The organism is Paenibacillus sp. P4_E11 (assembly GCF_056401635.1).
This window is the reverse complement of record NZ_JBFUIX010000041.1, coordinates 1-26,908: the sequence shown is the minus strand read 5'-3', so window position 1 is coordinate 26,908 and position 26,908 is coordinate 1. Positions and strand designations below refer to the sequence as shown.

The following is a 26,908-nucleotide window of genomic DNA, read 5'->3' as shown; positions in this document are numbered from 1 at the left end:
CGTATCGCTTAATAAATAAGCTGCACAGGCCCGATCAAACCGCTCGGCTCGAACGGTGAATAGCGGGAAAACGGATCAGGCTGCTCCCTTACGAGCGTATTGGTCACTTCAATCACAATCGTATTCCTGTCACGAAGAATAAGATGCCCGATATACATCCGATAAGGCGGGCAAATCCGGGTCCCGACAAGCGATCCGTTTACCCATACTTGCGCCGTTTCATAAACTTCTCCAAGATCGAGATAGATCGGCATTCCCGCATATTGCCATTCAAACGCTCCTTCATATCGGAAAGTACCGGAGAAAGAAGGGAGCCATTCGGGGCGGCTCAGATCGACCAATTCATGCAACTGCCTCCATGGCTCGAACTCGGGGTACATCTCCGAGCGCGCAATTGCAATGTTCCACGGCCCGGATATCGTCATCGCCTGATCCGGCTGCTTGGCCATGACCGGCATCCGGTTTTCCGGCAGAACAAGCGATACCCCTTCTCCCGTCAACGCGATAACCGACTCATAGGGAGAAAGCTGCAGACGGATCTGATTGCCTGCCTGACCCTCTTCCATATTCAGGGAGCCAAGCCGATTGGAAAATGCATCATACAGAAAATAATCGCCTTTTGCAGGTAGCCGAACGTTAACTTCCAATAGCTCATAAGGATGCTCGTTGAAGAACATATACACATCCAAATCGTCATGTTCATAATGGTAGTAACGCAAATATGGTGCATGTCCTTCCGTCTCGATTTCATGGACGCCCATAGCTTTGAGCTTATCCGTCAACTCGCTCAATGCGACGGAGTAGACGTTGTCATGAGCGGCCAACCGCGCGATTGCATCCGTCGCATCGCTTCCGTCGCTTGAACGGACCGGCAGTCCGCCGATAAACAACACCGGTAAATGTTGCGCCGCATATTCGCTCAATGCGGTCAACAGCTTGCCCGGCAGTGCCTCGCTATACGGCAAGATGATGCACTTGAACTGTTCCTCGTGCACGTGCAGCTTGCCGTTCTTGACGAACGCCGTCTCTGTGAGCACGTCCGATGGAACGATATCGCAGTCGATTTGCCCACGCAACAGTTCTTTCACCGGTTTGTGGAAGTACATGCATTCCCCCGACCATTCCGCCTCGGCATGATAAAGCACTGCCACAGGCGCAACATGACGTCCTCCGTTCAGCAAATGGCACATTCGATTCGTGTACCGGTTCAATTCGCGATAGTAGCGATACTGCGGGTTTTTCCCTCTCGCATACAGATGAGGCGGACAATCCGGATCCGGGTAATCCTTCAGCGAGAACGAATGGGGCATATAGCAATTAACACCGCGGACAAGCATGTGATCCGTCAGCCATTTCATCAGCTTGAGCCCTTCCGACCAACCATAGGCTCCGAACACTTCCGCAAATGTGCGGCCTCTTTTCTTAGGATCGAGATGACCGAGCGAAGTACCGAGCTTGGCCAACCCGTAATGGAAAAATTCGCTGTCCGTCTCGCCCGCGATCCAGGTGAGAGGCGTCTCGTCGAATCCCGGAACGATTTGCCGCAAAACGACATCGATCCCGGACATGTCCTGCCCCCACATCGCGCGAAAAAAATGTCCCGGACCGGGGCCGAGTCTTGCGTGCACATTATTGTCTTCGATGACATGTCCAATGTATTGAACGCCGCGGCTGCGGCACCAGCCGCCGATCTGATCGGTGAAATGCTTCGCATACAGCTTGGTCACTTCATCCATATAAGCATATCGAACGCCCCAGGTCATCGCGCCGCCTTCATGCCAGAGCAAGGGTAAGCAAGGAACGAACGCGGAGCCGAATTGCTCCTTCAGTATCGCATACAGCTCCGTGCTCCATGGCAGCACCATGTTTTTTTTCCCGATTCTCGCTTCGAACGAAGCCTCTTTGTCGTTATTGAAGCCCGGCTCATCCGAGAAAAAGCCAGCAAACGTATGCCCGAAGTCGCTCCCGTAGCGCGCGTAAAAAGGTTCGTACACCGCATCGATCAACATGCGAACCGATTCGGGAACGATCGGATTCAAATAATCCTTGGCATGCTCGGCACCGCCTGTCGTCGTCTCGGAGAAACAAAATATTCGCCAATAGCCGGCGGGAATATCCCAATATAGCATATCTCCGCTGACGAAGCCGCTTAAATCGATCCCGCTGCCTTCGATCAAATGGCCAGAGCCGGGGTGCCGCTCGACTGCCGCCACCCCGATCGGACGATTCTCGCGTTCATCCTCCGTTTGCCAACCGGTGATAGGCGCCCTTATCGAGATGGAGGCATGCTTCATCGGGCCGACAACGTCGATATGATGCTCCTTGATGAAAAGCCGGCGAAGCTCTCGGGAAACATGCTTCAATTTCCCCGTCGCGTGACCGGTAGGATAATGGTCGTCGTCGAACACCCAGATTTTCATGCCGCGTTTCCTAGCTTCATCCATAATGACATCCATGTCGCGCCACCATAACGGTCCCATAAAATCGGGATGAGGGCGGGACTCGACGCACAAGGCCCGGATGCCCGCCTCCTCGATGCGTGCGATTTCATCGCGGATGACCGCTTCTTCTTCCCCATGCAGCCAAAACAGCGGGATAATATAATTGTCTTCTTTTCCCGTCATGACATCATTCAACCGAATGTTCATCCTAAGCGCCTCTCCCCCATCGTGTCTGCCCGATAGTCATTCTATATTACTGTCCAAACACGTTCCAATTACAAATATTTCTTCACGGCTCCTGCAACGGCATCGGCACAAGCTTCACTGCCCTGAGCCGTTAAATGCACCAGATCGTTATCAATATAGGAGGCGATATTCCCTTTAATCAAATGATTCAAATCATTGACATCAATATTTTCTGCATGCATCATTTGCACAATCGCTTGATTATAAATGTCAATCTCTTCATTTTTGCATTGTTGATTCCTGGGATCTACAGCTGTGGTTGTTGCCCAGACTATCTGAGCTCCCGTTTTCCTTAGTCGAAGCAGCACCCTCTGTATGGTGGCAACATACTCCTCCAAAGGCGTAAATATGCCATGCTCTCCAGAGCGATGTTGAATATCCCAGATGCCGTTATTCCAATGAATCACATCCGGCCTTCCATAGTCCGTTGTCCATTGGTCAACATTCCACAGCGTATACTTGGCAAATCTGCAGTTTTCTTCGGGCCCGACCACATCTGCCAAGCCGTCCAGTTTGTCTTTGACATATGACTGATAGCCCAATCTTATCGAATCCCCTAATAACAAGACTTTCTTCATCATTTTCATCCTTTCCGTATTCTTCCGATCGGTATTGCAACCTACGTCGTGGATACTTTAGATACTCCGTTCTCATCATATCGATCACAGGTTAGCAAAAATTTGTTGTAGTACCGCTCCCAATCCGACACCCTGTCCGGAGAGGAATGGCTGCGAACGATGCATGAGGGATATTTCACATCGATTTCTTCTCCCAGCCTGCTCCAGTCAAAGGATTGATCGGCCGGACTATAGCGCAAATCGACATTCCAGCGGATTTCATTCGATAGATTGGGCAACGAGCGATGGAACGTAAATTTATCAAAGACAACCATATCCCCCTTGTCCATGAGTAAGCTGATCCCTTGATGATCCAATTCATGGCCTGAAACATCCGATTGTTCACCTACGCCTGGCAGTTTTTGATTTAACTCGGGGGAAAACCCCCATTTGTGGCTGCCGGGAACAAACTGTAAACAACCGTTATGTTCGTCAACGTCAATCAACGGGATCCATACGCTTATGATCGGATAATCGGGATTCCCCGCTTCCTTTCCTCCATAATAATAAGCATCTTGGTGCCAAGGCACCGTAGTTAGTTCATGATGCGGGATTTTCGGACGCACATGAAAATCGCCATTAAACCTAATCTCGTTCCCGATAAGCGCTTCAACAACATCGAGGATAGGAGGATAAATGCCCAGATCATAGATGGCTTTGGAGAATAGTTGCCTTACCCACATTTGTTCTTTTGACGGATATTGTTTATTAATCTCCGACCAGCGCGTGCTTACAGGCAGCTCTTCCAGCTTGTTCGTAATGAGTCCTTGCTGATATAACTCATTGATTTTGCGGTCGACTACTTTCTTGATCTCTTCGCGAACCGGATCGAGTTCCTCGTCCTTAACAACTTGCTTGATCACCACATAACCATTCTCATCATAAAAACGCCTATATTTTTCTTCCATAGCATCACATCTCCCTCAGCCAATCGTGCTATTTTCTTTTTTCCTCATAAAGTCGACAAACTTCACGGGATTTCCTCCCGCAAGGACTGATTGATGCGACAAAGGAGATACCGAACTCCAAGTTACCGCATCGTAAACATCTATCGCCGGTTTCCTCTTCTCCAGAATCGCCGAGGAGAATTCTTCGAGCGCGAAGAAAATCGCCGCCTCCATGTCCAGCATGATTCGCAGCAGCCGACCACTTGCGCCACTGCGGGTGTTCCCATTGGTCCACATGACGCCAAAGCGATTCGTACTTCCTGTCATGATCTCCATCAGGGAACATTCCCTCAAGCCAGATTAGCGGTTCTTCATTGCCATGGTTACAGATGGCATCGACAAACGTACCCTTGGCTATAAACGCTGTGAAGAAGTGCTACTTCCTGCTCCGAAGGTGATTGCGTCAATGATTGATCATGCCATAGCCGCCGGTGCCTCTGCCTCTTATGCTTTAATGGACAATTGGTTTACCCATGCACCGCTTATTATAGAAGTCCTGAACCGAGGGCTTCATGTCATTGGTATGATTAAAAATGACAACAAGTGGTACCTCGTGAACGGAAATCGCCTGAACCTGAAGGAATTGTATGTAGCGGTTCCGCGAGTAGAAGGAAAGAAGTCCGACATTCTTCGTTCCGTCCAGACGGAATTGGCTCGAGGCATTGCTGTCCTCGTAGTATTTATCCGGCATCGCTCGAAGAAGAAGGAAGGGTTGGCGATTCTCTCAACCGACCTGACCTTGATGTTCGAGGAAGTCATCCGTATCTACTCCATGCGTTGGGATATTGAGGTCTTCTTTAAGTGTGCTAAATCCCTGCTACGCCTGCAAAAGGAGTTTCAAGGTCTCTCCTAAGATTTGCTCGTTAGTCATACGACCCTTGTATTTTCCCGATACATTCTGCTTGCGTGGCAACATCGGAAAAGCACCGATTAAAGTACACTTGGCGGTTTATTTTACTTGTTATGCGATGAGGTTTGCACCATGGATTGGGTGGTAGCTTTACAGCAACTGCTTGATTAGATCCATGAGGTGGCAACTATGACCAGCAAAAAACTCTCAAAGTTGATTAATAGTCAACTACAACAATGGATCGCCGGTTTGCCCAGTTATCTCAAGGCTTACCTGTCTATTTCAAGCTGCGAAGTTTGAGTTAATATAACCAGCCGCTGCTATGGGAACCATAACATCGCATTTCCGAGACGTTGGCATAATTATAAGGCTGCATATCTGAATGTATACCCGAAATATGTCCGTTTACATCCTGATCGTAAGTAATCGCCGTGTTCACCGTTCTCTTCAGCGCCTCGAGCATAACTGTATTTCCTGTAGAGTATTGCATCGATCTGAAAATAAGGTCAGCCCAATAAAGCACCCAATGCTCGGCATATTCGCGGCGTAGCCCAGTCTAGCTACCGGAAGGGCTATTCAAATCAATGGCTGCATTACGTGTAAAATCAGAAACAAATCGGCAATGAGAGGGCTTTTTAAAAATGTTTATCTAGCAATCCAAGCTGGTTCGGTACCCTGTCTGGATACGAGTGTATTATTATCTGCGATTGCCAACCAAGTCGCGTAATGTGAACCGCTCATGCCGGCACTGGCAAAATCGCACAAATACACGGGTTCTCCATTCGTTCCTTTGGCTTCTACAAGCAGCCATGGTGGCTGTCTTCCTTGCCATGCAACTGGGTTACTTAACACGCTATTGAGTCTCACTGTAGGAATTTCCTGCAAGTCTTTTTGATTAAAGCGTTGATCATACGTAAGCAGAATCGGTCCACGATATAGCGAGGTAAGCCCCTCCTTATCCTTTTCTCCATGCCAATAGTGCAATGATAAATCGAGGGATAGCTCGATATTATCACCGTCCTTCCATTCATGAGAAAGGGTCAAATAGTACCCTGGCATGATTTGTTTCACAGCAGCACCATTAACCAATACACGCGTGTTTACCGACCACTGAGGAATTCGCAGCATGAGCTCAAAAGTCTCCGGATTGCTAATTTGAATCGTCAGCTTTACACTGCCATTTAGCGGATATTCCGTTTCCTGAATAATCGCTAGCTGTTGATCCGCTTTGGTTATGCCGCTTAAACGAGATGGACCGTAATAATTGACGGCAAACCCGTTGTCTGACTGCATAAATGACCATTCAGCAAACATTCCGATGCCTCTTGGTCCGTTCACAGAGCAGCAATTCAATTCCGGGCTTCCTTGTATGGCTTGAAATACAATTTCATGGGCTGATGCTTTCTTTACACCATTCATCGGTGTATTGTAAGTCCACCATCTTCCGGATGGATGTTGGGCGCCGAGCATACCATTAAATGCACTTAGCTCTAATTCATCTGCAATCCTCGACTCTCCGGTGAGACGCAGCATGTCGATCGTCAAGGCCATCCATGCAATTGTACAGCAGGTTTCAATGGCTCCCTCAGCATATGGATTTCCGCAGGCTTGCTCCGCTGTACTGAATCCACCTGTGTTATGACGGTCATATTGTGCTATAGTAGTCCAAATTTGCTCGTATGCCTGACGATAGGAATCACTGCCTGTCAACCAATATTTCTCGGCCATACCCTGAATCGCATGCAAGCTTTCCCAGCGTGGTTTTCGCAACTCGAAGAAAGGTTTCCCCGCTAAACTGTCCCGCAAATAATCCCCACCTTCCTCATGCTCCCAACACTTCTCGATCAAGTCCGTCATCTGCAGATATCTTTCAATTCCCGTCTTTTTATAAAGAATGGCATAAATGTGATGGGCTGCCGTATTCATCTCCGACCAGCCTGCATCGATAATCTTCTTCCCACCTGAGAGAAAAGCATCGCATAAATGGTCTGCTGCTTTAATACATACCTTCCACGCCGTTTCATTACCGGCTGCTTCATGCCATAGATTAAGTCCCAGCATAATATGATAATGGCCCCATATTTCCCACAGCTTGAAAGCGTCTTCTCTTTGTCCTGTCAATCTTTCTTCATAAGGATGAGGTCCCAGATAGCCGTCGGAATCCTGAACCTGTGCCAAATCATCCACCAAGTCGTCTATTGTTTGCTTCAGCCTTCCATCGTTTGTCAGCTTCCAGGCTTGTACAGCTGAAGTCATATATTTACCGGGAAACTCACCATACCAGGAAACAAGTTCTATTCGCGGAAGCCGGTCACGCAAACGAAACATTTCAATCATCGCTGGATTTGCTGAAATTACAGGCAGCAGCCATTGCTCCAGATTCGCATTCAATCTGTCTTGCAGAAAACCTTCTAACCGCACAATGGACTGTCCTGCATCTAATACCGCTTTCATAAGCTTAACCTCTCTCTTGTAACTGTAATTAATCATTAGTACTTCATAAATAAATACTTATTTACTAATGAGTCCTTGCTTATATAACTCATTGATTTTGCGGTCGACTACTCTCTTGTTCTCTTCGCGAACCGGATCGAGTTCCTCGTCCTTAACAACTTGCTTGATGACCACATAACCGTTTTCATCATAAAAACGTCTATCTTTTTCCTCCACGGCATTCCGCCTCTCTTTTTCTCTGAAAATTGATAAACTTCACGGGATTTCCCCCTGCAAGGACCRATTGATGCGATAAAGGGGACACGGAGCTCCACGTTACCGCATCATATACGTTGATCGCCGGTGTGCGTCGGTACAGAATCGCTGACAGATGCAAGCTGCCGTCTTCTTGACATGGTGATTCGACTCCTCATGGTTATTCAGGTTCTTAATCTGCTACCGTCAGTCTACACACGCACACGTTTTCCCTTCTCCACGAATAACTCACCCACACATCATTGCCCTTCGAAACGACCGCCGGGTACGAATATTCGCCCGGAGTGTCTTCCAATACGAAAATCCGTTCCCAGGTCGAGCCGTTGTTTCGGGATGCATATAATGCCAACGGGCTTCTCGCCCCCCAATTCGCCCCTACAGGATTGCAGGCTAGAATCAAGGTACCGCTATCCAGCTTGGCGAGGTCGATGCCGCTGTTGTTGTTCGGTATCTCGGTCGGATACGCCTTGCACCACGTCTTGCCGCCATCGGTAGAATCGCTGCGATAAATAAACCGCATTGAGCTGCGCAGAAGCATATGCAGATGACCGGGCCGGGACTCCCATAACGTCGGCTGGATGATGCCTTTTCCTTGGAAAGAAGTTGCCGGAACGGGAGGCAGCGGCCCGTCGGCAATGAGCGGTGCCGTAGGTTCGCGGTCCAGAGGCACGATGTCGCTGCATTGCCATGTTGTCCCTCCGTCGTACGACAAATCGACGTATGCGTCCCATTCCAGTCCTTCATTGGCGTTCGGTGCCACCCAGGTCCCGTTCGCCATCTTGATCGGCTTATTTTTGTCCGGTCCCCTTCCTCCTACATCTCCTTCCACCAACAGTTTCGGCTCGCTCCAAGTATGGCCTTCGTCCGCGGAGAACCTTACCATCGTCCACCAATTTTTGATCACTCTGCCCGACTTGTAGAACAGCCAGATGTTGTTATCGCTTTCAAACAATACCGGGTTCCAATGAGGCGTAGACTCCTCATCCGCGATCTTGACCGGTTCCGACCACCCTCCTTCGCTTCGGCGGGACAGCCAGATTGCAACATCGTCCGCTCCTTCTACAGAGCCGCCAAACCAGGTTACGAGAAGGTCGCCGTTTCGAAGAACGATCAGACTAGAAGCATGGCAACTGGCAAACGGACGTTGATCGGTAAATACAAGTTCCCTCTGCTCCAATTCACATTGCATGACCCATACACCCCAATAGTCGATTTTTAGAAAAAACGTTTTGAAAAATCGTTATGCTATAACGTTTTTTCAAATTCATTAAAGCACAGCTATTTTTCAAATGCAACCATATTTGTAAAAAAATCTTCGTCTTTTTTTTCCTCTTTCCACACGGGTAAACAAAAGATAATCAAGTAAAAAAATGACACGTTGCCGGTTGCGGCAGGGCTGACCTATGATGGAATCGCCGGAACACTTAGAGGAGCCGAACGGCGCTAACTGCAAATCCCAGGTTCGAGGGAGGAATTATAATGTCCGATCGCGATCATGCTTCAGCACCACCGCCCCCAAGCTTTCATCTTGTTTTACCGCTGCCATTTCAATTGCTACAATGGCAGCAGCACCGGCATCATTTTCGATGCGCTGAACAATCACGATTTCCCGGCCGGCATGGGCTTTTACGACTGTTCAATCAAAAAAACCACCGTTTACGAAGACGCCACGCATAAGATCCGGAATAACTGCTTCTACGGCTTCGGCACATACGACTTCGAACCGATCCCGACCCATCCGAGATTAATCGGCATCACAGTCGATGGACGTTCCTTCAACATGAGTCTCTAGCCGAAACGCTCCTGATCACGAAGCTTCCTACCAAAGGCTGAACACGCCATTCCTTGTCTGGGTCCGCCCCTTGCAGCCGCTATCCCTTTTTAATGAACCAGATCGCTCATTTTTTGGTTGATCCTCTCTTCCGCTTTCCTTAAAGCAGTGTTGACGTCCTGCTCGCCCATAATAAATTGGCCGTGCTCCTCGAATAAAATTTTATGAGCTTCGTTGCGATAAAGGCTGTACGCATCGTGAGGTACGATTTTGCTCTTGAAAATCGCTTCGACATGTTTCCCTTTTAACATCGCCATGTCCGCTCCGAACTGCTCTTTCATTTGCGGATTGACGAGCGGCGAAACGTAACCCAATGATCTGGCGGAGTACAATTGGACCTCGTCGGACAGCAGCGTTTCCACCACCTTGAAGGCGGCGTCTTTATGCTTGCTTGTTTTGGACATTCCGATGACGAAGCTGTCTACGATTCCGCCGATATTCGGGAGATCGGGAAAATAAGGCGATTGCACCATGTCCCAATTGACATCCGACGACTGCAAAAAGGGAAACCGATTAACCCCGAAGTACATCGCGAGCTTTTGATCCTTTATGAACAAATCCAAAACGGAAGCATTCACCTCTTGGGCTGTCTTTGGCGTATTGCCGGGAATGGAGAAAAGCTGCTTGGACAGGTCGAACACTCGGCGGTACTTTGCATTGTTTACGGACGCTTTGTTGGTTGCTGGGTCTACGGGTGTAATACCGAACGGATCGGCCCAGCGCTGAACCTGATCGGGCTTCAACCCGTAGATATGGTCTCCTCCGCCAAGCGTACCGCTTACTTTCTTCGCCAACTGGATCGCATCGTCCCACGTCATTCCGTCCTTCGGGTATGGAGCGGCAAATTTATCGAAAATATCTTTGTTATAATAAAGCGCGGTAAACTGTAAATAAAACGGAAGGGCAAACAGCTTTTTGGCGGCAGAATGGTTTCTCACGGTCTGGATGGTTGTGGGTTCGATCTGGTCAATCTTCATGCCGTTCATTTTCATTAGCGGTTCGATATCTTCCGCCAGGTCCTTCTGGATGTAATCGCCCATATCGACTTCCGGAGTAATGTAAAGATCGATCGGGATCCCGGCCGCGATTGCGTCCGCCAGATTCGATTTTATTTCTTTCACCGTGATATACGGATACTTCTTCTGCAGCGGTCCCGCCAGCAAGGTGTCCCAATTGTTCGAGACCTCGGGGCGCTGGTTAAGAATATTCAAAGTCACCGGCTGCATATCGGGGGCAGGTTTCTTATTGTTGGAGACTGCATCGCCTTCCCCATTCGATGTATCGCCGCCTTTGGCCGTATTGCAGCCAGCAGCGAACACGGCCACAATTAGGATCAGCGTAATCAACACCATCATTCTCGATTTCTGATTGACATGTCGCTTCATGTTACCACTCCTCAATTTGATTGGATTTCCAATGCCAACGGCTTGGGAACGGAGTCTATTCCTGCGCTCCACAAGAGAGCTTCCCCAGTATCGATGTTCACTGGTAGATGGACTGGCTTACGGATTCCATTCTTACATCGTTCTTACGCCTCTCAAGATGATCCATAAGCCAGCCGTTTTATAAACGGACTGAAATCAGCCTTTCAACCTTCAATCGCTTTTCGCCACCAAATATGTTCCCCTTCTACCGTGATCTTGAACAGCTAGTATAAATCCATATGCAATCGCTTACAATTTTCGAATGATCGCTTCTTTCACTCTCCCCCTTTCCCGTACCGAATTATTAACTTCACCTGACTCGTCAGCCAGAACCGACCGTCCTATCTACAATATTGCGGCAGTTCTGAACTGCGCTCCAAATGGAACCATGTCAGCCGGCAGCGGACATCTAACTGTGTAAGAGTCCGCAGCATTAATCGTCCAACTGCATGAAATCGGTACACTCCCTTATTTCATTTTTAGAAAAAACGTTTTGCTATAACGTTTTTTCAATTTTATTAAAACATAACGGGTTTCCAAAATCAAGGAGTATTTCACGATCGACAAACTTGACGCTTCCATGCCGATTTGCGCTATAATGGGAATTGAGGTGAATTGAATGGCCAGCATTAAGGAAATTGCGGCGCTCGCCAAAGTTTCGAAAGGCACCGCTTCCCAAGTATTAAACGGCAAAGGGGACCAATTCCGGATTTCTGCCGCCACCCAGCATAGAATTTTGGAAGCCGCGAACCAACTGGATTACCGTCCGAACATCTCAGCCAGGCGACTGCGCAGCGGCGGGGAAACGGTAGCCCCCATCATCGCGTTGTTCTGGACGACCGATCCCCGGTCCCAGCTGATCGGCCGTTTTCTGGACGGAATTCAACAGGCGATCGGCAGTTTAGATGACGAGTATGAATTAATGATTCAGCCCTATGTCGGATCCCGCCTGAGCAGTGTGAAAAGCCTGGTTACGGGAACTCGATTCAACGGAGCGATCATAGCGCTCCCTACGGAAGAGGATGAACGTTATTTGGAAGAAGCCGATATAAAAGTGCCACTCGTCTTGCACCAACGCTACTCCTCCAAATATTGCTCCGTCAATGTAGACAGTTATGCCAACGGGCGGAGCGTTGCAAAATTGTTCGCCGAGCACGGACACCGGCAAGCGAGCGTGATCTCACCCCATATATCGTCTTCCGCTATTCGCCTACGAATGGAAGGATTTTTGGAAGGGTGCAGGGACAATGGGATTCAGGTATATGAAAAATTTATCAAGTTTGCGGATATTTCGGAGAAAGGGGGATACCAAGCCGCTTCCGACATCTTCGATGAAACGGATGCGCCCGGCGCCCTATTCTGCCTAAGCGATGGAATGGCCGTCGGTGCGCTGCACGCGTTGCACGAGCGAGGCATTCCAGTTCCGGAGCGCGTGGAGGTCGTAGGGTATGACGACGATCCCGTCTCCGAGTTTTCCGTTCCTTCCTTGACAACCGTGCATCTGCCGGTCAATGAAATGGCGCAAGCATGTGTGAACATGCTGGTTGATTTAATGTCCCGCAAGATCCTCGCCCCCACCGCCCAATTATTCGAGTCTTCGATGATTATTCGCAATTCCTCCAGACATTAGAAGCGGCCTGGATCCCCTTCCCATGCCGCTTCTAGCTTGATGTCTTTTGATTGTTATTGTCTAATAAAATTAAAAAAGGAACTCGTTATAATCGGCGAGTTCCAAATGTTTTGGCAGAGGGTTGCTTTCTGACACAGAACGATGAAAGCTTTACCATCCGGAATTACCGGACGGTCCTTGGAAGATGAATTCAGTTAGCGCGTGGGGGTGGGCAGGTGGAGGGGTTAAGTTTAATGGTGAGCATTCAAGTTCAAAGGCGACCCGTTGACGCTTCTCCACTCCATCTACCTGCCCTCTCTTGTTCTTCCTTCCTTCATGGAGTTACGTCTTCCATGTGGCCTCTTCGAATTCCGAAATGCTGCAATAGTCAATAGTGCAGGATTTTCGCTCCCTCCCTGTCCAAAGCTAATGGATTCCTGCAAATGCGAATGTACAGGATTTTATCGACAAAATCTCGATTTCGCCCGAACCACAGCTAAAAAGCTGCACTTTCGCAACAATATGGAGCATTCGGATGCAAACGGACCAAAATCCTGTACTTTTGCAGGATTCGTGCGAATGAACTCAACAACAATTGCTTTTGCATAGTACCAACTTCCCTAATCACGACTGAACCCTTTTTATTCAACTCATTCGAGCTTTATTGCATCCTTCAAGCAAGCAACTAAGCGGACAGCCCCAGAACCCCAAAAACTTATATTTTCTGGCTATTATTCAAAAAAGACCGTCCGGTTCCCTTAAGGACCGGACGGTCGAGATATTGCCACTCCCTAAGCCAGCAGCTTCTTATAAAGCTTAATGACGCTCATGTGCATGCCTTCATGGAACAGGTTGAAGCTGAGGAACTGCTCCGGTGTCTCCAGCGTCATACCGGTCGACGTCGTATACGGATTCGCGAGTCGTTCCGAGAGGCGATGGGCCAATGCCTGGTGAATGCGCTCCAACTGCTCACTCAGCAGTTGCTCCAGCTCGGGAAGTGTCGGAACCCGAACACCCTGAGGCCGCGTCAATGGCGACGTATTGAACTCGAACTGCTCCTTGAACCCTTCCGGCATGTGTAGCGGTAGCCCGGTATAGAGGAAGGCATACCGTTCCAGCACAACATAGACGTGTCCGGCGTTCCACCGGATCGAATTGCGGAAGCCCTCGGGAATCCGGTCTGCCGTTTCTTCCGTCACGACTTGCAGCTGTTTCAACGTCTGTTCTCTTACAAAGTTCATCTGTCTGAACAAATAGGAATCCATAGTCATCTCTCCTAGTGGACTTGCTTCGATTAAGGTTGTTGGCTCCTTCAGTGGCTTCATTCTTTTGTCATTTCTAATAGCGTGTGATATTCCAGAATTAATTAGAAAACGGAGCACGCAAACCCCGCGCGGCTCCGTTTTTGTTGTTTCAAAATTCGTTAGAAATATCTCTGCATAACATCACAATAGGTGGTTTGTTGCAGAATTCGTTAGAATTAGTTTTAGGGCGATATTTAATGAATATTCATTTACTGCATAAATATACAGCGAATCAATGTAATAAATACTTGGGCTACATGTTCGGCATAAATCCCGCTGTACTGGTCGGCAAAAATCATTAGCCCAGCCCTTTACGGACAATGACGGAGCGCCCGTTCGATCGTCTCCGCAATACACACCTCATACACGCGATGACCTTCCGGCGAAGGATGGACACCGTCGTCTTTGCCGCTGTTCTCCACGGTAAGCAACAGATCATGCAAGCTTCCGCCATTTGCCAGACGAGCCGCCCAAGCCAGCGCAATGTCGGCAAGCGCAACACCGCACGCTTCGGCAACGTCGCGGATCGTACGGCTGTACATGTCGATCCGCGCTTGCGCTCCCCCGCTTGCTTCATACCATTCCCGCGGGCTTCTGGCATAGTAATACGATTCAGGTACTCCCTCGATAATAGGATGGATCGTACATAGAATCGGAGTTGCTCTGCCTGCGGTCAGCGCACGGCATATCTCAATCAAGTTTTGGCGGAAAGTAGGCACGTCCACCCTCGGATAATGGACCGCTTCCATAACGTGATCGTTCATCCCGAACGCAACGATGCAAATATCCGCCTTTCGTTCCAGTACCGTTTGCAGTGCGCCAAGCCTTGCGCGGAGGTGTTCCCGGCTACGCCTTCATTATGAATCGCACATTCGAACCGCTGCCCGAGTCTCTGCAAATACGATTCGTCCTCCCCAACCCGAACACCCGCTGTGATACTGTCGCCAAAACCGACAATGACCATAAGTCCCCCATGTCCCTTCCATTTCAGCTTATCGTGGCGACTTCGTCAAAACCCAAACCGCGCAGGTCGGCAACCCTATTGTTACGTTCCGCTTCGTATAACCGCCATATGACGCGCAAGCTTTGCAGGCTTACTGGTCCGTCCACCAGCGGCCTTTTCCCGGTGCGGATGCAATCGAGGAAATGCAGAATTTCATAATGCGTGCTTTTCCCGCCTTGCGGTGCTTCCAACAACAGCTTGGTCCGCGAAGCGGTATCCAAATTCGCCTTCTCCTCCCGGATATTCGTATGCGCGTATAGCTTCCATTCCTTTAAATTCGCTTCCAGCATGCCTTCCGTGCAATGAACGTGAATGCTGTAACCGAGCCGGGTGCCTCGCGCGCCCCATGTACCGAAATGATAGCCGACCGCGCCGCTTTCGAATTCAATGACAACATCGCTTGTTCCTTCTTTTTCCATCCATGGCGTGCCGAAATTCGTCCCCATGTGCGTTCCCCGCACCGGGCGCCCCAGGAACCAAAGCATCAGATCGACGTAATGGCAGCCATGGCTGAAAAACTGCCCACCCCCGAGAGTTGCGGTGGAATGGGCCCAATGGCCGTCGTGATATTTCGTAAACTGTTCCGTCCATATCGAAATATGGAACACATCGCCGTATTGTTTCGAATCGACGAGCTCCTTCAGCTTCACGATAATCGGCCAGAAACGAACCGGGTAAGCTGTCATGAGGATCAACCCGCGCTGATCCGCCGTACGGATCAAATCGAGCGCATTGCTCCTCGGTATTGCACATCGGCTTCTCCATGGTGCGGAAGCACGATCAACACTGCATCGACATGCTCCAGCAATTCACGATAATCGGTTACGGCTGTCGTGATGCCGAGCAGGCTCGCCGCCGACTGCGCGCGTTCCAGCTCGATGTCGCATACCGCCGTCACCTCCGTATGATCGCCAAGCTCCTTGTAGCCGCTAAAATGTGCTGCCGCCATACCACCGCAGCCGATGATGCCCATGCGAATTTGGGTCATGGTTCTCTCCCTCTTCCTTGCGTGTTTTCGTTACAATTCGATCCATTTGCCTTCCTCCAGCGCGCGATCGGCGGCGAAGCCGATCCTGTGCCCATAGATCGAGTCCGCCAAAACCGTCGTCGACAGGGAAGGCGTTTGCCCCCGAAGCACTTGCAGGAAATCTTCCACCAGCCGGTAATCGCCCCCGCCGTGCATGTCGCCGGATACATTCAATTCGACCCGCTCCTCCGAATAGCCAGCACGCGAACGAAGGTCCGGATGCCGAACGACGAAGAAGCCGTCTTCAAGCACCCCCTCGATTTCACCTGTTGTACCGATGAGCCGGATGGAGCGGCATGGCTTCGATGCGTTGCCTGCCAGATTGAACGTTGCCGTCGATCCGTCCGCAAATTCGACGAGTACGGACTGATGATCGACGACCGTATTGTCGCAGTGCCAGACGCAGCGCCCGAACGGATTGTCCGTACGCAGCGACTCCGTCTTCTGCTCGATGGTCGGAGTCAGACTTAGCGACTCGATGCCGTGCCACACGTAAGGTCCCCACAATCCTAGTTCGATGTAATGCTTCCGAGCGGAATACAGGCACGACGCTTCAATCGGGCAATCGACAAGGCAGCGCCGTCCCGCGTCCTCCGGCGCATTCTCCTCGCGGAAAAACATGCGGCCGCCGAAGCTGGCGACCCGCACGGGCGCAATGCCGCTTTTCATCCAGGTTAGCAAGTCCAGATCGTGGGAGCATTTCTGCATCAGCATGGTCGATCCGCCATTGTCCTTGCGATTCCACTTGCCGCGGACAAAGACGGAGGCGATATGATGGTAGCTGACATGCTCGGCAAGCTGCAAATTGAGAATGTCGCCGATCTCGCCGTCCGCTACCCTGCGGCGAATTTCCGCATAGAAAGGGGCATACCGCAAAACGTGGCAGATCATCACAGTGGCGCGGTACGTCGTCGAAGCTTCAAGCAGTTGCAACACTTCCGCTTCGGTCGTGCCGATCGGCTTCTCCAGCAGCACATGATACCCCGCCTGCAGCAGCGGAATGGTCGTCGCGACGTGCTGATGGTCCATCGTCCCGTTGATCGCCGCATCGGCAATCCGTTCCCCGCTGCCGACCAGCGCCTCCACCGAATGGTAGCATCGCTCCGGCGGAATGCCGTATCTTGCCGCGGCCTCCTTGAGCCGTACTTCATCGGGATCGACGACTCCGACGATGCGCAGCGCATCGGGGGCGATGTTCGCATAGGAGGCGTAAAGCATGCTTCGGTGCCCGGCGCCGACGATGACGGCGGTAATGGGCGAAGACAAATGTTCGGAGCGCGTATTGGCATGCAAATCGTGCACCAAGATAGGAACCTCCAGCCGGTAAAATTTTTAGGCAATCGAGCGGTCAGCCTTTTACGCTGCCAAGCACGATGCCTTTAATGAAAAAGCGTTGCAAAAACGGATATACGAGAATGATCGGCAGTGCCGCAAGAAAAATTTGCGCCGCCTTGACCGTCGGTCCGGACAGCTTCCGCATCATTTCGATCTCGGCGTCCGATAGCGCGCCAAAATCGTTCTGAATGATAATGGTCTGCAAATAGCTTTGCAGCGGGTAATTCTTCGGATCGTTCATATAAATTAACCCGTCGAACCACGTATTCCAGTGGCCGACCATCGTAAACAGCAGGATGGTAGCCAGCACCGGCTTGGAAAGCGGGATATACACGCTCCACAGCGTCCGCAGATGCCCGGCGCCATCTATATAAGCGGCATCCTCCAGCTCCTTCGGCAAGCCGCGGAAAAAGTTGAGCAGCAGAATCACGCTGAACACGGGAACCGCATTCGGCAAGACTAGCGCCCAAATCGTATCCATCAGCCCGGTCTTCTTAACCGTCAAGTAGGTCGGGATCAATCCGCCGCCGAACAAGGCCGTGACGAAGAAGAACCACACATACACCGTACGGAACCGGAAGGCGGACGCCTCCTTCGCCAGCGGAAACGCGATCAATACGGCTAGCGTCATGTTGATCGACGTGCCCAAGATCAGACGCTTCACCGAAACGACAAACGAGTCGAGAAACGCCCGCTTTTGCATGACGAAGTCGTAGGCCTTGGTCGTAAACTCGACGGGCCACAGCGTCACCCTGCCCGCCCCCACAGCCGTGCTGGAGCTGAAGGAAACGGCCAGCACGTGAATCAGCGGAGCCAGACAAACAAAAGCGAGCAACGCCATAAAGAAGTAATTGAACACGACAAACAAACGTCTGCCTAAGGTTGGCGTATCCACCACGCGAACATCTCTCCCTTGATTACTGAAAACATGGTTGCGCAACCAAGCGCTAAAAAATGCGATAGTCGGCGAATCGATAAGCCAGCACATAAGAGACCGCGATCAAGATCAGCGATACGAGCGCCTTCATCAGGCCGATTGCCGTAGCGAAGCTGTATTGCGCGTTGATCAGACCCATCCTGTATACCATCGTATCGATAATGTCGCCGCTTTCATACACGATCGGGCTGTATAAATTGAATACTTGCTCGAATCCGGCGTTTAAAATATGACCCAGGCTGAGCGTCGTCAACAGCACGACGATCGGGCGGATCCCCGGCAGCGTCACATGCCATGTCCGGCGCCAGTGCCCTGCGCCATCAATGACCGCGGACTCGTAAAGCGAAGGATCGATGCTGGAGAGAGCGGCCAAATAGACGATCGTGCTGAAGCCGAATTCCTTCCACTCGTTGGAAATGACCAAAGTAAACGGAAACCATCGGTTATCCCCGAGGAAAAAGATCGGTTCCAGTCCGATAAACTTCAATGCCTGATTCACCAGTCCGGTCGAAGGAGACAGGACGTCGATCAGAATACCGGCCAAAATGGTCCATGACAAAAAATGCGGCAAATAAATCAGCGTCTGCACCGTTCGCTTGAACGCCGTTCTGCCGATCTCGTTCAGTAGCAGCGCGATGCCGATCGGGACGACGAGGCCGGCAACGATCTTCATCACGGCGATCGTCAAGGTGTTCGCTACCACCTTCAACGTATCGGGCAGCTGCAGCACAAAAATAAAATTATCGAAGCCTACCCACGAAGAACCGGTAATGCCCCGGATCGGAACAAATTTCTGAAAAGCGATCGCCACGCCGACCATCGGAATGTAGTGGTAGATCAAGATCAGCGCGGCTCCGGGCAAGATCATCAAGTGGAGCGGCAACTCCCTGCCGAAACGTTTCGTTTTCACCCATGCTGTCCTCCTTGCAGCACGCGGAAGGAGGGGCAAAGCAACCGCATTTGCCTCGCCCCCCGACGCTCCGCGTTTAGTTTTGCTTCAAACGTGGTGCGTCTCACTTTTGCTTGGCGTACCAGTCGTTGACTTCTTTCGTAATTTGATCGCCGCCGATCTTCTTCCAATCGTCTACGAACTTGTCAAACTCCGAGATCGGCGCGTTGCCGGCAATGATTTTCATGAACGTTTCGCTTTTGATTTTGTCCAAATTTGCGCCTTTATCGGTCATCGTCTGAGTAGGCGTTCCATAGAACTGGTTGACCACAAAGCGGTTTTCCTTGATCACCTTGTCGATGATCGCCGCTGAGCCGTCCGGCCCGTTCTGCGCGTATTCGCCCCACAGCTTTTTGTCGCCGTTCTTGTACTGCATGATACGGTCATACACATTGCGCCGGTCCGGCGCGAGCTGATCGGCGGATTTTTCGCCCTTCAGCACGGCGTTCGCCTGCCGGTAGTTCTCGATGTTGTTGTCGGACAAGTAGATGCGGATTGGCGCCATCGACCAGGTCGCCGACTTGTCTTCCTTGCTCGGGTTGACGAACTTATAGAACACGTCCTCCGACGTATTGTAGTAGAACGTATTCAGCCAAAATTCGAGCATCTTGAACAGCGCTTCAGGATGCTTCGTTCCTTTCTTCACCACCCAGTAATATTTGTAAATATTGAGCGGCAGCGTGTGCGATGCAGGTTTGCCGTCCACGGTAGGAATCGGGTAGGCCTGCCACTCTTGATTCGGCGTCAGCGTCGCAAGCGGCGAATTGGCCGAGCCGCGGACGCCGATCATCATCCCGATTTTGCCTGCGCCGACGCTTTCGTTTACTTTGCTCGCAGGCTTAACCGGAAACTCAGGATCAATCTGCCCCGCCTTGAACATGGTTTGCAGGGCGGCAAGCGCATTTTTCATCTCCGGCTGCACGCTGCTGTACACGAGCTTGCCGCTGCTATCCTTCATCCAGATGTCCCAGTAAGCATGATACCCGTTGGTGATGCCGGCGATGCCGCTAAGCTCCTTATCCATCGCCAGGCCGAACGTATCCTTCTGGCCGTTGCCGTCCGGATCCTGATTCGTGAAGGCGTCCGCGATGCGCAGCAAATCGTCCATCGTCTTTGGGGCGGGCAGCTTCAGCTTTTCCATCCAATCTTTGCGAATCCATAGAATCGGTGCCGCTTCCTTGGCCGTTCCCGTGTACGGGATGGCCATCAGCTTGCCGTCCATCATAGCCGACTTGGTCACCTCGGGACCGGCGTCGGCTACGACCTTCTTCACGACGTCCGGCGCCGTATTCGCGTACAACTGCGTCAGATCCTCAAGCATGCCTGCATCGTACAACTGCTTGAACTGCTGCGGCGTGGCCGGGAAGAAGTCGGGAAGATCTCCGGACGAGATCATCAGATTCGTCTTCTTGTCGTATTCCGTTTCCGGGACGGCCCATAGCGTTTTCACCTTGATGCCGAATGTTTGTTCGATATGCCGCGACCACGGATTATTGTTGATATCGTCGCCGTTAAAAAATTTGACCGACGGCAAGCTGAATTGGACGGTGCTCAATTCGACCGGCGGATCGAACTTGGCCGGCAATCCTGCCGCCGAAGTCTTTGCGGAAGCAGACGCCGTTGCCTGCGCTCCCGGCGCGTCCGTACCGCTCTTGCTGCAGCCCGCCGCGATCAGCGATGTCAGCAGTGTCAGGCTGACAGCGATTGCAAATGTTCGTTTCATGGTGGTCTCCCCCTTATGTATCCTCACGCCCTCGCGTTAAACGACGACGGCAAGCTGTTTCCAACCGGTATTGCCTGTTCCGGTGACCTTGATATACTTGGTGCCGGTCGAATCGTCCGTATACTCCGATCCCGGCGGCGCCGACAAATTGCCCTCCGGATTGCCGTCATGCCGGATGCGGTAAAAGCCGCTGGTCGCCTCCACATTCGCCCCCTCCACCGTCGTCAGCCCGTAATCATGCACGTTGCCGAATACCTGGACGTCGAGGATGCGAATGTTGGCCGGTTTCAAGCTCTGACTGTCGGGGAAAAACTCGATGCCGTAATCTTGCGTCTTCGTTGTCTGATCGTCGAAGACGCGGCCCCCCTGAATGGTAACCCGCTCTGCCCCGCGAATCACGACACCGCCGATCGTCAGAACGGTCGCATTGTTGTACACGTTCGGATTGATCACATCGACCGTCGATACCAGCCTGGCCCCATTGTCTACAAGGATGCCGCTGCTGCCGTTTCCTTTGGAAGTATGATCGACGATGCTGACCCGTCGTCCGGCGGTAATGTTCAGGCCATGTAGATGATTGCCGCTCGTATCGGCGCCGATGATTTGTACGTCGCGCGGATATTGGCCAGCAACGTTAGTGCCCATCCAGATGCCGTGGCCTCCGTTATCGTAAAATTGCCCGCCGATCACCTGAACGTTCGTGGCCGGCGTTCCTCCCGGCGCCGGGATGCCGTCCGTCGAAATTTGCAACCCTGCCCCCTGATTGTTGTGCGAGGTGCAGTTGACGAATGTAATCCGGTCGCAGCCCGACACGCCCATGCCCGGCTGGTAGCCGAGATGCCCGGACACATTGCGGGCTTCGCAGCCTTCGACACGGATATCACGGGAGCCGTTGGCAATATAATAGCCGGGCTTGCTGACGCTGTCCACGACGCAATTGCGAATCACGCCACTCGTCCCTTGCGAAGTGCCGATCCCGTTCGTCATCCGTTGTCTGCTCGTGAGCAAGGCCGAATTGCCAACGACCCGGATATTGTCGACCAGCAGATCGATGCAGTTATTGAAAGCGACGATGCCTCCATTGTTCGGCCCGAAGCCGTTCGGAGCCGTGAATGTCAGATCCCGGACCGTTACGTTGTACACGGGTTCCGGCTTCGTTGCGGGCGGTGTCGTCTTATTGACCAGCAGCGCGATATAATCGAACTGCAGCGAGATGATCGAACCGGTCGTCCCCGAGACGACGATGTTGTCGACTTCCGGACGGATCGCCTGGTTGACGAGGTACGTGCCCTTCGGAATGTATACCCGCGTCGTCGGGGCCGCCCCAGTCTTCACATATTCGATTGCAGCCTGTATCGCGCACCAGTCGACCTCATTTGTCAGCGCATTGGCATGCGGAAACGCCGCTTTCGCCGCCTCCAGCGTCGCGAACTGTTCCGACAGCGGATGCGATGCGCCGTCGCCGATCGTGCCGAACCACTTCACATCGACCGCTTCGCCGACAATCCGCTTAAACCGCTTGCCGGCCGATGACACAAGCACGGTCCCCACATTATCGGTTGATGTCGCATCTGCCGGATCGTAGTAGAAAGGCCCTTCCTTCCCGCGGTCGATCACATAATAGAGGAAATGCTCATCAGGATCGGTCATCGCCCTCAACTCCGACACGGTAACCGCCCAGCAATTCGGGTGCTCCAGACCGAGCGCCCGATCGAGCGCATTCGCCTTGTTGCTGGCGAAGGCGCTACCGCTTCCTAGCAGCCCAGCGGAAGCGATGCCTACGCCCGCGGCGCCCATAGCCGCCAGCAGCTTGCGTCTGCTAAGATGGTTGTCCGAATGCTCGGTATTCATCTCCGTCATTGTCCCTACCTCCCATTCTTAACTTCATATCCTTCCAGATTGCCACTCGCAAACGTTTGCATGATGATCATACAACGGCATGCATGCGCCGAAACATCTGCATGTTTGCACAAAATATGCACGAGCGCATCATTGTTGCCGCAGGGGTGCGACAGAGCCCCTTCATCGGCGGGCGACGCCGCGATTTCCTGCACATTTGCGCATCGTATGCGAAATGGAATATTTCTTCCGCCCGCGCCCTTGATGTATACTTATGAAAATCTATATCTATTTTTTCAACCAAACCACGACGCAGGGAGACTAGATACCATGATCTTACGTTACATGCTGAACAAAAACTCCTTCTTCGTCAAGCTGCTGTTCAGCTTCGGTGCGATCATCATCGTCTCGTTCGTATTCAACGCCTTGTCGTATCGCTTTTTTACGAACAGCATTCGCGATCAAATCGTCACCTACAATATGTCCAGCCTGAGCAACACCGTAGGCAGTTTTGAAAATCAGCTCCAGCTCCTGGACAATGTACTCGGAACGATCTACTTTCAAAATGATATAGGCCTCCTCCGCAAAGACGCGGGCAGCCACAATTACCCGCTGATCAATGGATTGACCGGCGAATTCCAGACGATCATCCGCAATTACAATCTGTTTGCCGAGAACGTGTTCGTTTATTTTAACGATCAAGGCGTCATTATTGATAAAAACAGCTCGCACACGGAGCAAGAAATGTTCGGGCGCTATTATGTAAGCGATCGGTATCCGGCAAATTTCTGGAAAAAGCAGTTCGAAAGCGAGTACCATCTGAAATTGTTCCCCGCCACCGCTTTTCGGACGACGACCCCGGACAATAGCGTAACGGAAGCCGGAACTTTTTTTCCGCTTATCATTAGAAGCAAGCTATTCGCGGGGCACTACATGGCCGCGTTTCTCGACGCGAAGGCGATTTTCCAGCATCTGCATCTTTCGAACGACGATCATTTTTCGATCCTGAATGATTCGGGAGAATCGTATTTCCGCACCGGAGCCGCCCCGGACCCCCGTCTCGTCGATTTGTTGTCCGGCGCGGACCGCTACGTGCAGTTGGACCACAACTATTATTTTATGCAGAAAGGGCCGCTAACCGGTCTGACCTATGTCAGCATGACCCCGAATCAACAGATCGAAGCCCAAATCATGCGTATGAACGCGATCCTGATCGGTTTGATCGCATTGTCCGTCTTTTTAAGCCTGGTCTTGTCGATTATGCTCAGCGTCAGATTCAGGCACCCGATCCAGAAAATCGCCGAATCGCTGCGCCAGATGAGCGTGGACATCCAGCATAACAGCAACATTCATGAATTCAAGCAGATCAGCGACAGCGTCAAAGGAATCATTGACACGATGCGCCGCAAAGATTCGCTGCTGCAAAAATACGCATATGTCGACAAGGTGAAAGGAATCTACATCAACAGCGACGAGGTTAGGCAGCTGCTCGATACGGATCGGCCGTTTTATTTCGTCATGTTTCAAATTCTCGTTACGGATCGCTTCCGCCAAACGCCGATCACGGAGCGTAAGAAGTCGACCTTCTTTCTCGACTTCATCAACCTCGCCATCACCGATTCGTTTCCCGAAGCGGTGTCCTTGCAGGTCGAAGCGGATTCGATCGTGGCGATCGTCTATACGGAGCATGAACAGACCGACCTTCTAATGGAACGATTGCGCTATTTTAAAAAGGTGTTCGACCGGGACAAAACGTATTACTACGTGACAATCGCCGCCAATCCCCGCTTGCGTTACGCGGTCGATTTTACGGATGCGTACGTGGAAGCGCTTGAAATGGTGCGGAAGCGGAAGCTGGACGACGAAGTACAAATCATCACCGACCCGGAGAAGCTGCCGGACGTCCATCCTCTTACGCCGGCGGAAGAGCAGCATTTCCTCGAGAGCCTGCTCGCCGGGAACGAGCGGAATTGGATGCACGATATTCGCCGTTCGCTGAACCGGCTGGACCAGCAGGGCGCGACAGCGCTGCAATATCGCCAGTTCGCGCACTCGATTGTGTCGAAGCTGCTGCTGACACTCATGGCCAACAAGATCGATACCGCAAAACTGCAGCTGGAGCACCCGCCCTTCGAGGCGATCGACCGGTTCGTGTCCAAAGCGGAGTATATAGCGTTCTTCGAGGAATTGACCCAACAAGCGGCGGAGCGGATCGAAGCGAAAAAATCGGAACGGGACCCCATCGTCGATTTTGTGCTCGCGTATATTAACGCCCATTATGGCGACGAGTTATACCTGGACTTGATCGCCGACAAGCTGAACATGTCCGCCGGGTATTTAAGGAACTACTTCAAGGAGAAAACCGGGCGAAATATTACCCATTGCGTCAACGAAGTGCGGGTGATGGCGGCGAAGAAGCTGCTCGAGGGCACCGATATGAAGATTCACGAAGTCGCCGCCAATGTCGGATACCCGAACGCCAATTCGTTCATCCGCATGTTTCGCAGCGCGACCCATGTCACACCGGGAGAATATCGGAGGTTGCGGACAACTGCACTTCAGGAACGGGAGTCAAGGCAATGAGGCCGAAACAGGCGCCGTCTGCCATTTGCGCCATTCAGCCGCCCGATCACCTGTTGCGTTCGTACTTGGCGCGACATCATCGAAACGATGCCCCTCTCCCATCTCTTATTTGTTCGTCACCCCCGCAATAAAGAGCACCAAAACTTTTTCACTCACACTTTCATCTCATCAAGGCTCTTTAGTTCAAGAACTTTATGTTATCTTTGATTTGCTGCCGCTAATCTATGTAGATATCCCACTTCGGATTCATCATGACAAATGAACGGACGCTTCAACAACGGCTTCACCATTTCCACTCCCGGTTAAAAATGAACGGGTCTGGCATTCGCCTGACCCGTTTGCATTTTTATTCACACCGTTGCATAAGTACCTTTTTCTAACGGATTTTGGATCATAACGTCTAACGAATTTTGGAGCAAATCTAATTATTTCTGGAATTTCACCGCTTCTGCACCTGGCGAAAGATTTCGTCGACTTCTTCATCCCGCAGCGGAATATGAAGATCCGCCATCTTCTGAAGGAGTGTCGTCCGAAAATCAAGCGACCAGTTACCGAATCCGGGTTCGAAGCGGGGCCGGTTATGATTGTCCCGCTTGTAACCGGTGTAGGCGCAGAACCGAATGTCTTGTCCGGCCTTGAAAAACTGACGCATTTCGTAAAGTGGCCGTATTTCCTCATGTAGTTCCATCTGGTTCCGTAGGGAAGTATCGTCCGACACCAAGGTACAGCTCCAGCAGCCCATTCTCGCCGCTTTGCCCGTACACGAGCGGACGGCCTCATTCTCGCTAAGGATGGCGGCCCCGATCGGGCATTCCTCAAGTCCGCCGCCGCTCATGGCAGAGCCATAGAGATTCAACAGATGGGAATTGCCATAATCGTAGGTTTCCATCCAGGGTGCGGTATTACGGACCAAGTACGTTATCGTGTCGGTTGCAGACCATGCGCGGATTGGCGCTGCCGTCCGGATGCCTTTCACCACATGATTGCCGTAAAATTCGTCCGCATAATGCCGTTCAATGCTGCCGGCGCGGGCGGTTGACTCCGGCTCGCGGAGACCTAATAGCTGGCTTACCCGCTTCCCTTCGGCAACAAACTGTTCCAGCGCCTTGCGGCCCGGAGTGACCTTGAGGCGATCGACACACCACTTAAAATTGGCGGACGGACTGAAGCGCATCCTGATCACCGGCAAGGGCCGCGCGGCGATCGAGCTCATCCGCAGCGCGGGCGTGGAGCTGCTCGCTTCGCCGGAGATGACCGGGCAGTGGGAGCGCCGGCTGAACGAGATTTCGCGCGGTCAGGCGTCCGATGCCACGTTCATAGAGAACGTGAAGAAGTTCACGCGGTCCATCGTGGACAAGGTCCGCGTGCAGCCGCAGGCCGACAAGGCCGCCTTCGAGGCGGCGAGCGGCGACGCCGACGGCGAAGCGCCGGGCGCGAGCGGCGCCTCGCGCGCGGGCACGCGCCGCGGCGAAGCGCGGCGAAGCGCCGGGCGCGAGCGGCGCCTCGCGCGCGGGCACGCGCCGCGGCGAAGCGC

Annotated in this window: 22 protein-coding genes and 2 pseudogenes; 5 read left to right on the top strand and 19 right to left on the bottom strand. The window is 51.8% G+C overall.

Features of this window, described 5'->3' with window-relative positions; genetic code table 11:
- Positions 1–8 precede the first annotated feature (8 nt).
- The 4 genes from AC1DWB_RS16815 to AC1DWB_RS16800 all read right to left on the bottom strand — a co-directional run bounded on the left by AC1DWB_RS16815 (position 9) and on the right by AC1DWB_RS16800 (position 4,527).
- A complete protein-coding gene (locus AC1DWB_RS16815; protein ID WP_477542230.1) occupies positions 9–2,648 on the bottom strand; it encodes a glycosyl hydrolase in 2,640 nt (879 codons plus the stop codon).
- Positions 2,649–2,716: 68 nt separating this feature from the next.
- A complete protein-coding gene (locus tag AC1DWB_RS16810; protein ID WP_477542229.1) occupies positions 2,717–3,274 on the bottom strand; it encodes an SGNH/GDSL hydrolase family protein in 558 nt (185 codons plus the stop codon).
- A 32-nt stretch (positions 3,275–3,306) separates the two neighbouring features.
- Positions 3,307–4,212, bottom strand: coding sequence for a phytanoyl-CoA dioxygenase family protein (locus AC1DWB_RS16805; RefSeq protein ID WP_477542228.1), 906 nt, complete (start codon positions 4,210–4,212; stop codon positions 3,307–3,309).
- A gap of 15 nt (positions 4,213–4,227) precedes the next feature.
- Positions 4,228–4,527, bottom strand: a complete 300-nt coding sequence (locus AC1DWB_RS16800) for a hypothetical protein (protein WP_477542227.1) — start codon at positions 4,525–4,527, stop codon at positions 4,228–4,230.
- Positions 4,528–4,573: 46 nt separating this feature from the next.
- On the opposite strand from AC1DWB_RS16800, the pseudogene AC1DWB_RS16795 reads away from it, so the two are divergent.
- A pseudogene (locus AC1DWB_RS16795) lies at positions 4,574–5,401 on the top strand (IS4 family transposase); the annotation flags it as partial.
- Between the two features lie 345 nt (positions 5,402–5,746).
- Here AC1DWB_RS16795 and AC1DWB_RS16790 read toward each other — a convergent pair.
- From AC1DWB_RS16790 to AC1DWB_RS16780, 3 genes are all read right to left on the bottom strand, one after another.
- Entirely contained in the window at positions 5,747–7,555 is a 1,809-nt protein-coding gene (locus AC1DWB_RS16790) for a beta-L-arabinofuranosidase domain-containing protein (RefSeq protein WP_477542226.1), read from the bottom strand.
- 57 nt (positions 7,556–7,612) lie between these two features.
- Positions 7,613–7,771: a hypothetical protein gene (locus AC1DWB_RS16785; RefSeq protein ID WP_477542225.1), complete on the bottom strand. Its 159-nt coding sequence runs from the start codon at positions 7,769–7,771 to the stop codon at positions 7,613–7,615.
- A gap of 211 nt (positions 7,772–7,982) precedes the next feature.
- Positions 7,983–8,999 carry a sialidase family protein gene (locus tag AC1DWB_RS16780; protein WP_477542224.1) on the bottom strand — a complete coding sequence of 339 codons (1,017 nt, stop codon included), beginning with the start codon at positions 8,997–8,999 and terminating at the stop codon, positions 7,983–7,985.
- Between the two features lie 306 nt (positions 9,000–9,305).
- On the opposite strand from AC1DWB_RS16780, the gene AC1DWB_RS16775 reads away from it, so the two are divergent.
- Complete coding sequence (locus AC1DWB_RS16775; protein WP_477542223.1) at positions 9,306–9,602, top strand: hypothetical protein; 297 nt, start codon at positions 9,306–9,308, stop codon at positions 9,600–9,602.
- Between the two features lie 89 nt (positions 9,603–9,691).
- Here AC1DWB_RS16775 and AC1DWB_RS16770 read toward each other — a convergent pair whose 3' ends face one another.
- Positions 9,692–11,026 carry an ABC transporter substrate-binding protein gene (locus tag AC1DWB_RS16770; protein ID WP_477542222.1) on the bottom strand — a complete coding sequence of 445 codons (1,335 nt, stop codon included), beginning with the start codon at positions 11,024–11,026 and terminating at the stop codon, positions 9,692–9,694.
- Between the two features lie 658 nt (positions 11,027–11,684).
- Between AC1DWB_RS16770 and AC1DWB_RS16765 the strand changes: the two genes are divergently transcribed.
- Positions 11,685–12,695 carry a LacI family DNA-binding transcriptional regulator gene (locus AC1DWB_RS16765; RefSeq protein ID WP_477542221.1) on the top strand — a complete coding sequence of 337 codons (1,011 nt, stop codon included), beginning with the start codon at positions 11,685–11,687 and terminating at the stop codon, positions 12,693–12,695.
- A 770-nt stretch (positions 12,696–13,465) separates the two neighbouring features.
- On the opposite strand, the gene AC1DWB_RS16760 is transcribed toward AC1DWB_RS16765, so the two are convergent.
- From AC1DWB_RS16760 to AC1DWB_RS16715, 10 genes are all read right to left on the bottom strand, one after another.
- Positions 13,466–13,939 carry a DinB family protein gene (locus AC1DWB_RS16760; protein WP_477542220.1) on the bottom strand — a complete coding sequence of 158 codons (474 nt, stop codon included), beginning with the start codon at positions 13,937–13,939 and terminating at the stop codon, positions 13,466–13,468.
- A gap of 350 nt (positions 13,940–14,289) precedes the next feature.
- Positions 14,290–14,757: an SGNH/GDSL hydrolase family protein gene (locus AC1DWB_RS16755; protein ID WP_477542247.1), complete on the bottom strand. Its 468-nt coding sequence runs from the start codon at positions 14,755–14,757 to the stop codon at positions 14,290–14,292.
- On the bottom strand, positions 14,739–14,942 hold the full coding sequence (locus AC1DWB_RS16750; protein ID WP_477542219.1) for an SGNH/GDSL hydrolase family protein: 204 nt from the start codon (positions 14,940–14,942) through the stop codon (positions 14,739–14,741). Before AC1DWB_RS16750 ends, AC1DWB_RS16755 begins: the two co-directional genes overlap by 19 nt.
- Positions 14,943–14,965: 23 nt before the next feature.
- Entirely contained in the window at positions 14,966–15,703 is a 738-nt protein-coding gene (locus AC1DWB_RS16745) for a Gfo/Idh/MocA family protein (RefSeq protein WP_477542218.1), read from the bottom strand.
- Entirely contained in the window at positions 15,700–15,969 is a 270-nt protein-coding gene (locus AC1DWB_RS16740; protein WP_477542217.1) for a Gfo/Idh/MocA family protein, read from the bottom strand. The genes AC1DWB_RS16745 and AC1DWB_RS16740 overlap by 4 nt, the downstream gene beginning before the upstream one ends.
- 30 nt (positions 15,970–15,999) lie before the next feature.
- The gene (locus AC1DWB_RS16735; RefSeq protein WP_477542216.1) at positions 16,000–17,226 is read right to left on the bottom strand and encodes a Gfo/Idh/MocA family protein; all 1,227 of its coding nucleotides are present in this window, start codon (positions 17,224–17,226) and stop codon (positions 16,000–16,002) included.
- 130 nt (positions 17,227–17,356) lie between these two features.
- A complete protein-coding gene (locus AC1DWB_RS16730; RefSeq protein WP_477542215.1) occupies positions 17,357–18,241 on the bottom strand; it encodes a carbohydrate ABC transporter permease in 885 nt (294 codons plus the stop codon).
- A 49-nt stretch (positions 18,242–18,290) separates the two neighbouring features.
- On the bottom strand, positions 18,291–19,148 hold the full coding sequence (locus AC1DWB_RS16725; protein WP_477542246.1) for an ABC transporter permease: 858 nt from the start codon (positions 19,146–19,148) through the stop codon (positions 18,291–18,293).
- Between the two features lie 145 nt (positions 19,149–19,293).
- A complete protein-coding gene (locus tag AC1DWB_RS16720) occupies positions 19,294–20,952 on the bottom strand; it encodes an extracellular solute-binding protein (RefSeq protein ID WP_477542214.1) in 1,659 nt (552 codons plus the stop codon).
- A gap of 36 nt (positions 20,953–20,988) precedes the next feature.
- A complete protein-coding gene (locus AC1DWB_RS16715; protein WP_477542213.1) occupies positions 20,989–22,812 on the bottom strand; it encodes a right-handed parallel beta-helix repeat-containing protein in 1,824 nt (607 codons plus the stop codon).
- 309 nt (positions 22,813–23,121) lie between these two features.
- On the opposite strand from AC1DWB_RS16715, the gene AC1DWB_RS16710 reads away from it, so the two are divergent.
- Positions 23,122–25,374, top strand: a complete 2,253-nt coding sequence (locus AC1DWB_RS16710; RefSeq protein WP_477542212.1) for a helix-turn-helix domain-containing protein — start codon at positions 23,122–23,124, stop codon at positions 25,372–25,374.
- Between the two features lie 439 nt (positions 25,375–25,813).
- On the opposite strand, the gene AC1DWB_RS16705 is transcribed toward AC1DWB_RS16710, so the two are convergent.
- Positions 25,814–26,548 (bottom strand): phosphoadenosine phosphosulfate reductase domain-containing protein, encoded by a 735-nt coding sequence (locus AC1DWB_RS16705; RefSeq protein ID WP_477542211.1) that lies wholly within the window; start codon positions 26,546–26,548, stop codon positions 25,814–25,816.
- Between AC1DWB_RS16705 and AC1DWB_RS16700 the strand changes: the two are divergent.
- Positions 26,526–26,908: pseudogene (locus tag AC1DWB_RS16700) on the top strand (DNA topoisomerase III); the annotation flags it as partial. The gene AC1DWB_RS16705 and the pseudogene AC1DWB_RS16700 sit on opposite strands and share 23 nt — an antisense overlap.

Excerpts from the sequence above, each read along its gene's own strand:
- AC1DWB_RS16815 (WP_477542230.1), bottom strand. The coding sequence starts at position 2,648 with ATGAACATTCGGTTGAATGATGTCATGACGGGAAAAGAAGACAATTAT.
- AC1DWB_RS16810 (WP_477542229.1), bottom strand. The coding sequence starts at position 3,274 with ATGAAAATGATGAAGAAAGTCTTGTTATTAGGGGATTCGATAAGATTG.
- AC1DWB_RS16805 (WP_477542228.1), bottom strand. The coding sequence starts at position 4,212 with ATGGAAGAAAAATATAGGCGTTTTTATGATGAGAATGGTTATGTGGTG.
- AC1DWB_RS16800 (WP_477542227.1), bottom strand. The coding sequence starts at position 4,527 with ATGGAGATCATGACAGGAAGTACGAATCGCTTTGGCGTCATGTGGACC.
- AC1DWB_RS16790 (WP_477542226.1), bottom strand. The coding sequence starts at position 7,555 with ATGAAAGCGGTATTAGATGCAGGACAGTCCATTGTGCGGTTAGAAGGT.
- AC1DWB_RS16780 (WP_477542224.1), bottom strand. The coding sequence starts at position 8,999 with ATGCAATGTGAATTGGAGCAGAGGGAACTTGTATTTACCGATCAACGT.
- AC1DWB_RS16775 (WP_477542223.1), top strand. The coding sequence starts at position 9,306 with ATGCTTCAGCACCACCGCCCCCAAGCTTTCATCTTGTTTTACCGCTGC.
- AC1DWB_RS16770 (WP_477542222.1), bottom strand. The coding sequence starts at position 11,026 with ATGAAGCGACATGTCAATCAGAAATCGAGAATGATGGTGTTGATTACG.
- AC1DWB_RS16765 (WP_477542221.1), top strand. The coding sequence starts at position 11,685 with ATGGCCAGCATTAAGGAAATTGCGGCGCTCGCCAAAGTTTCGAAAGGC.
- AC1DWB_RS16760 (WP_477542220.1), bottom strand. The coding sequence starts at position 13,939 with ATGGATTCCTATTTGTTCAGACAGATGAACTTTGTAAGAGAACAGACG.
- AC1DWB_RS16750 (WP_477542219.1), bottom strand. The coding sequence starts at position 14,942 with ATGGTCATTGTCGGTTTTGGCGACAGTATCACAGCGGGTGTTCGGGTT.
- AC1DWB_RS16740 (WP_477542217.1), bottom strand. The coding sequence starts at position 15,969 with ATGACCCAAATTCGCATGGGCATCATCGGCTGCGGTGGTATGGCGGCA.
- AC1DWB_RS16735 (WP_477542216.1), bottom strand. The coding sequence starts at position 17,226 with ATGCTTTACGCCTCCTATGCGAACATCGCCCCCGATGCGCTGCGCATC.
- AC1DWB_RS16725 (WP_477542246.1), bottom strand. The coding sequence starts at position 19,148 with ATGATCTTGCCCGGAGCCGCGCTGATCTTGATCTACCACTACATTCCG.
- AC1DWB_RS16720 (WP_477542214.1), bottom strand. The coding sequence starts at position 20,952 with ATGAAACGAACATTTGCAATCGCTGTCAGCCTGACACTGCTGACATCG.
- AC1DWB_RS16715 (WP_477542213.1), bottom strand. The coding sequence starts at position 22,812 with ATGACGGAGATGAATACCGAGCATTCGGACAACCATCTTAGCAGACGC.
- AC1DWB_RS16710 (WP_477542212.1), top strand. The coding sequence starts at position 23,122 with ATGATCTTACGTTACATGCTGAACAAAAACTCCTTCTTCGTCAAGCTG.
- AC1DWB_RS16705 (WP_477542211.1), bottom strand. The coding sequence starts at position 26,548 with ATGCGCTTCAGTCCGTCCGCCAATTTTAAGTGGTGTGTCGATCGCCTC.